At 60.9% G+C, this 6798-nt stretch carries 5 protein-coding genes; 1 reads left to right on the forward strand and 4 read right to left on the reverse strand.

The window, feature by feature from the left end; genetic code table 11:
• Positions 1-4 precede the first annotated feature (4 nt).
• The 3 genes from ACODSJ_RS05355 to ACODSJ_RS05365 form a co-directional block, all read right to left on the reverse strand.
• Positions 5-1402 (reverse strand): aminotransferase-like domain-containing protein, encoded by a 1398-nt coding sequence (locus tag ACODSJ_RS05355; RefSeq protein WP_489100739.1) that lies wholly within the window; start codon positions 1400-1402, stop codon positions 5-7.
• A gap of 63 nt (positions 1403-1465) precedes the next feature.
• Positions 1466-2932, reverse strand: a complete 1467-nt coding sequence (locus ACODSJ_RS05360) for a hypothetical protein (RefSeq protein WP_489100740.1) — start codon at positions 2930-2932, stop codon at positions 1466-1468.
• 656 nt (positions 2933-3588) lie between these two features.
• Positions 3589-4614, reverse strand: coding sequence for a zinc-dependent alcohol dehydrogenase family protein (locus ACODSJ_RS05365; protein WP_489100741.1), 1026 nt, complete (start codon positions 4612-4614; stop codon positions 3589-3591).
• 348 nt (positions 4615-4962) lie between these two features.
• Here ACODSJ_RS05365 and ACODSJ_RS05370 point away from each other — a divergent pair, with 348 nt between their 5' ends.
• Entirely contained in the window at positions 4963-5877 is a 915-nt protein-coding gene (locus tag ACODSJ_RS05370; RefSeq protein WP_489100742.1) for a LysR family transcriptional regulator, read from the forward strand.
• A gap of 250 nt (positions 5878-6127) precedes the next feature.
• On the opposite strand, the gene ACODSJ_RS05375 is transcribed toward ACODSJ_RS05370, so the two are convergent.
• Positions 6128-6798, reverse strand: a 671-nt coding sequence (locus tag ACODSJ_RS05375; RefSeq protein WP_489100743.1) for an IS3 family transposase, incomplete at its 5' end; no start/stop codon positions are given.

Consider the following 6798-nt stretch of genomic DNA (forward strand, 5'->3'; position numbering starts at 1 on the left):
GCTCTCACGATTGTTCGAGCCGCAAGGCATCGCCCAGCGCACAGAGCGCCGCCTCCAGGTCCTCGGCGCTTGCCATGGCATGGGTCAGACGCAGGTGTTGCGTGTACAACCCCTGGAGACTGAACAGTTCCCCCGGCGCGACGGCAATGCGCTGCGCCAGCAGGCGGTGGAAGACCCGGCGCAGGTCGACCCGGCGCGACGAACGCATCCAGATCGTCGCGCCGCCCTGGGGTTCGACCCATTGCAGGCTGTCCCCCAACCGCTCGTGCAGCAATTGAGTCGTGGACACCGCGCTTTCCCGCAGCAAGCGCCGCAACACCAACAGGTGCTGGTCGACCCGCCCATTGCCGTACAGGCGGGCAATGGCTTTCTGGCGAATCGGCGACACACGAAACGCACGCAGCAGGAAATGCCGCTGCAAATGCAAGGTCAACTGGCGCGACAGCACGTAGCCGTACGGTGCTTCGGGACCGATGGTCTTGTCGAGCGTGGAATAGACGATCAACCGATCCGGATCGAGCAGGTCCCGAAACGGCGTAACCCCCGTCGCGAAGGCCAGGTCGGTGTAGCTGTCGTTCTCCAGAACCCGGGTACCGTATCGATCCAGCAACTGCGCGACGGCACGGCGGTCGTCCTCAGGAACAACCGTTCCCTTGGGCATGTTCAGCACCGACGACAGCACCACCAGGCGCACCGCTTCGGTTTGCAGCAAATGCTCCAGTTGCTCGGCGTCGATCCCGCCGCCAGCCAGCAACGGCAACTCGACAACCTGGACATCGGCCGCCTGCAACAGGCGCAAGACCGCCCAGTCGCAGGGCGATTCGATCAGCACCACGGCCCCCTTGAGCCCCAGTACGGTGATCAGGATCTCCAGGACGCCGCGCAAGTCGGCGCCCACATAGACGTCGTCGGCGTTCCAGCAGCGCGCCGGTGAGCAGGTGTAGCGCGCCGCCAGGGCCGCACGCAGTTCCAGCTCACCCCAGGGTTGCGAGGGGGTCTGCGAAGAACGCGGGTACTGGCGCAGCAGCTCACGCTCCAGCACCAACAGCGGGCTGTCCAGTGGCTGGATCGAAGCCGGCTCGTCGCCACTGAGCACCCGCATGCCGGGGCGCCGCGCACTGACGTACAAGGTTTCGAGCAAATCGTCGCCGTCGTCCAGGGGTGCCACGCTGGGCACCGGCAGCGCGTAGTAGCCGGACTTGGCCACCGAGTACACCCGCCCTTCCTTTTCCAGCAACGAATACGCGTACTGGATGGTGGAAATCGATACATTCAGCCGTTCAGCCAGTTGCCGCAACGATGGCAGGCGCACCCGGGCATCGGCCCCCAGCTCGTTGATCAGGGTCGTCAAATAGCGATAGACCGCCTGATAGGCGAAAGGCGTCTCGCGACTGTCTTTCATGGCGCCAGGCCACGGGACACGGCGGCCGGGTACGGGTTAGGTGAATCCGTCAAACCATGCTCCTCAGTGCCCGGCCGAACGTTCACGCAAGCCATCGGCGCCCTGCCCATCATCGATGGGCTGCGGATCAGCCCCCGGCGTAACGTCCTGTTCCGGCAGCGCAACACGGGTGTGGTACAGCTTGCCCAGCGTACCGACGGGCAGGCCACTGACATCGACCATCCATTGCGTCACCTGATCGGCGACCGCGGCGCCTTGCATGGCCTTGTGCAGGTCAGGCATCGCCACCAGCATGCCGGGATGGCAGCAACGCAGGAAATTCTCCAGGCGCGCCCCCTGCTCCACGAAGGGGGAGAACAACATGCAGACCAATTGCGCTTCGTTGAGGCCCAGGGTCTTCTGCGCTTCGATGGCAGCCCGGGCGCGGCGCTCGGGGATCGACGACGGTGAGCCGTACAGGGCCCGAGCCTGCTGGCAAGCATGCTCCGACATTTGCTTGCGATGCATGACCATGATCGCCCGCTGCACGTAGTCCCCATACCCCGCGTCATAGCTGCGCCCTTGCAGGTACCAGGCTTGCAGGCCATGCAGATGCGCCAGCAACAGCGGGTTGACGTACTCGTTCTCCGGCGCCGACGGCATGAGGCTTTCGGCCTGTATCCCCAGAAACTCATTGAACAGTGGCCAGTTGGTGCCTTCCGTGCGATCGACCATCAAGTCGTCGATACCGATATGCCCCACCCGGCGACAGGCTTCGAAGCTGCCCTCGGGCTTCCACGTACCCAGTAGTTGCGGGCCGTAGGAATGTTGATAGAGATCACCGCCCAGGCCATCGAGATGGGCAAAGAGCGTATCGAAGCCACCCGGGGCGTCGCTGGCCAGGCCGAGCTTGCGCGCTGCCCGTTGAAGGCCCGACATGAACTGCTTCTGCTGACGCGGCGTGTCGTTGCTGACCAGCGAATCCACTCCCGACTCCCAACGAGCCATGTGCCGGTAGAACTCCGCCATCGTCAGGTAGCCGTCGTCGCCCACCTCAAGCGGGCTGTCGCCGGAACGAAGGTGGCCCAGGACCAGCATGTCCACGCGACTGGCTTCATGCCCCGCCGCCGACAGCGGCTGGCGATGATTGAACGGCAATACCTCGCGGTTATCCGCCATCAGCAGTTCCACCCGTGGATCGTCGTAGACAAACAACGCGTTGTAGCAACGGTGGATGTTTTCCAGGGTGGCCTGGGTCGTCTCGCTCAAGCGTGGCGTGGCGACGCGCAAGGTGAAGGTCACCGGGTGCCTGCCGGCGATGCTCAACTGCGCGGCCCGCAACGCCGTGAGCACGTAGAAGCCATCCCGTCCGCCGTTCTGGACCGTCAGCACGCGATATTCGCCGATCCGCTCGATGCCTCCGGCAGCGATAATCAGACGCTGGATCAAAAGCTGCAACGCGGTACGTTCCGCCCTTGAATAAAAACCGGACAGTCGTTGCAATACCTGTTGATACACGTGAGTCATTGCCTGCTCATGAATTGCACTCATAGCCATTTACCTGGAAATTCATATATCGGCGTCGCACCCGCGCCAATGCTGTGCGACGTATAGGTCTAGAGGGGAAGTTCTAGTACTGCAGAGAGTATTGGCAATACTTTCAAACTTTGCTCGCTGTAATTATTTGACACATCCGCCCAGGCATCGACCAAGCCTTCCGCCAGATCGGCCTGAAAGCCACGTAATCATTGGACTTCGCCGGATTTATGGGACGTCCTAGGAGAATTCTTACAGCGTCCCACAGACAATTAGCACGAGAAATAAAGAACATGCCGAACTTCAGTTGTCGCCCCGCCCTACTGCACTTCCCATACAGCCGATAGATAGCCACACACCAAATAGCTTTCGATGTATCTTGAATTCGCCCTGAAGGACAGCGACATCCGAAAAAGTTATACCGCGCCACGACTTCTTCCTTGAGATGGAAATCAGCGTTCAATTATCAGGACTTAAATATTGATTAGAAGATACAGATTGAAGGAAAAAACCAGTTCAGATGTGAGCAGGCAAACAATCCCAACCGCACAGGCAGCGAGCCACGCACAGCGTCGTCAGGGAAGAAAAAGCGGGAACCACGAGGGCGGGCCAATCAGGCCGAAGACAGCGCAAGAGCCGAGGACAAGGACTCTTGCGCAAGACAGAAGGTATCAGGCGGGGTCGACAACCTGGAGGGCAACACGCTCGCGGCACGGACATTCATCCATGTACCGGTGCGCCTCGACAAACTCGGAGAACGGGAAGACCCGGGTCTTGAGTGGCAGCAGCACGCGGTCGGCGGTCAGCTGATTGATGTCGCGCAGTGCTCGCTGCAGCGCCACGGTGTCCTGGAGGATGCCCAGCTCCGGCTTGCCGGTGAAATTACCGATGCAATGCACGAAGAACTGAATGTTCTTCTGGAACGCCGCGCACGCCGGGAATGGCGTCTGGTTGCCACCCTGCAAGCCGTACAACACCAGGCTGCCACGCGGCGCCAGCACATCGCCAAGCAGCGACATCTGCGGCCCGCCGAGGCCATCGAACACCACGTCGACGCCACGGTTGTCGGTGAGCTTGTTGATTTGCATGAGCAAATCCTGCTCTTCGGTAACGATGACTTTCTCCGCGCCCAGGGACAACAGGTAGTCACGTTCGTCAGCCGTCTTGGTCGCGGCGATCACTCGCACACCCAGGGCTTTGCCCAGTTGCACGAAGGAGGGTCCGGCACAATGGCTGGCATCGGTGACCAGGGCGAACTGCCCCGGCTTGACCCGTGCCAGGTCGCTGTAGCCGAAATATGCGATCAGCAGCGGCGTGTAGTGTACAGCGGCTTCGATCGGGCTGAGCACGTCGGGATAACGGGTCAACGCGGTACGCGGCAGCACGATGACTTCGCCATACACCGGGTAATCGTTCGGACTCACGGCAGGAAAGCTGGCGACCTTGTCGCCCACGGCCAGGTCATCGACATCATCGCCGACAGCCGTGACCACGCCGGCCATTTCATGGCCCAACCCGGAAGGCAGGCGCGCCTGGGACGACGCCAGGTTCTGGCGCCAAAGGGTGTCATACCAACTGATGCCGATCGCTTCGACACGGACCTGCACTTCTCCTGGAGCAGGAAGAGCCGCCGCATGCTCTTCGCACTTGAGCACCTCGGCACCGCCAAACTTGTGAAAACGGATCGTGCGGGACATCGCAAACCTCGTCAAAGTAACCTCTAATGCCCTGAACTCTATCCGGGCTTTGTGCCCAAGACCATCAGTGGCTATTAATAGTCGACATGCCTGTCATTGATTCCGCAGTAAGAAATCGATCCCGTCCTATAGGACCACGCGCTAGGTTCCGTACGAAAAGTCTTGAGACGAAGGTCAAGCGAGGCTGTTTTCAACGCAGCATGAACGAGTATCAAGGCTTTTCGTACAGAACCTAAGAAAATTCAATTAGCCGGTGCAGAGTACCAACCTTTCCCCGTAAGATTCATGCCGGCCATTGTTCCCATATGGCCGCTCACGTCAAGCTTGCCGAATCTGCCAGGACCCCAGATGAATCGTAATGACCTGAGACGTGTCGACCTGAACCTGTTGATCGTGTTCGAAACCTTGATGCATGAGCGCAGTGTGACTCGCGCGGCGGAGAAACTGTTTCTCGGCCAGCCAGCCATCAGCGCGGCGTTGTCGCGCCTGCGCAGCCTGTTCGATGATCCGCTGTTCGTGCGTACCGGCCGCAGCATGGAACCTTCGGCCCGGGCGGTGGAGATCTTTGCCCTGCTCTCGCCCGCCCTGGACTCGATTTCCACGGCGGTCAGCCGCGCGGCCGAATTCGATCCGGCTACCAGCACCTCGGTATTCCGCATCGGCCTGTCGGACGACGCCGAGTTCGCCCTGCTGCCGATGCTGCTCAAGCGCCTGCGCGCCGAAGCGCCCGGCATCGTGCTGGTGGTGCGCCGGGTCAACTACATCCTGATGCCGGGCCTGCTGGCCTCGGGTGAAATCTCCATCGGCGTCAGCTACACCGACGACCTGCCGGCCAACGCCAAGCGCAAGGTCCTGCGCCGCAGCTTGCCGAAAGTGCTGCGGGCCGACACCGCACCGGGCCGACTGACCCTGGACGAGTTCTGCGCCCGCCCCCACGCCCTGGTGTCCTTCGCGGGCGACCTGAGCGGCTTTATCGATGAAGAATTGGCCAAGCTCGACCGCAAGCGCCATGTCGTCCTGGCCGTGCCGCAGTTCAATGGCTTGAGCACGCTGCTGACAGGCACCGACATCATCGCCACCGTGCCCGACTACACCGCCGACGCCCTGACTGCCGCCGGCGGCGTCCGCGCCGAAGACCCGCCCATCCCGGTGCGCAGCTTCGAACTGCACATGGCGTGGCGCGGGTCTCAGGACAATGATCCGGGGGAGCGTTGGTTGCGTTCGCGGATTCAGATGTTTTTTGGCGACCCCGAGAGTCTTTAGGCGTCGTTTGGCAGGCTGTTTAGCTGATCATTTTTGCCTTTCCACCAACCATGGAGCTCCATACACTTCCAGTGGATTGCTACATTGGGGGCATATCTGAGGGCATGCTTTGGATGGTTTGAAAAGGATGCCCCCAGTCTAAGGTCCAACTGTCCCTTCGCGAAAAATCACTCTCTGCTGTCCCCGGCCGCGCTATCCGATCGCCTCAGTCAGTGGACTTGCCCCTACAAAACCGGACACCAACTCCCCGTTAAATTGATGCTGCCGCCAAACGCCTGAACTCCCTTGGTGAGCGATAGTTCAAAGCGCTGTGCGGATGCTGCTCGTTGTAATGTTCAAAGGCAATTGCCAGGTTACGCAGCGCCGTTTCTCGATCCGGCTTGGGCATGTGCGCCACGTAGTCACGCTTGATCGTTTTCACGAAGCTCTCGGCCATGCCGTTGCTCTGCGGGCTGCGCACAGGTGTGGTCACCGGCTGCAAACCAATCTGCCGAGCAAACAGGCGCGTCTGTTCGGCGGTGTAGGCCGAACCGTTATCGCTGAGCCACTGCACCGGCGTTGCAGGCAGTTGATCACCAAAGCGCTTCTCTACACTTTCCAGCATCAAGTCGCGGATATCATCGCCGCTGTACCCGGACGAGCTGGCGACCCACCCGATGGCTTCGCGATCACAGCAGTCCAGGGCGAAGGTCACGCTCAGTTTGGCGCCGTCCTCGCAGCGGAACTCAAAGCCATCCGAACACCAACGTGTATCGCTGGTTTGCACCGCAATACGGCCTTCGTGCCGGCGCGGCACACCGGGTTGTTTGATCCGGCGTGCAAGTAGCAGATTGTGATCACGCATCACCCGGTAAACCCGCTTCACATTGATCGCGGGCAGCAACTGGGTTTCACGGGCGCGACGCAGCAATCCCCAGACTC

This window comes from Pseudomonas sp. FG6 (assembly GCF_057809015.1).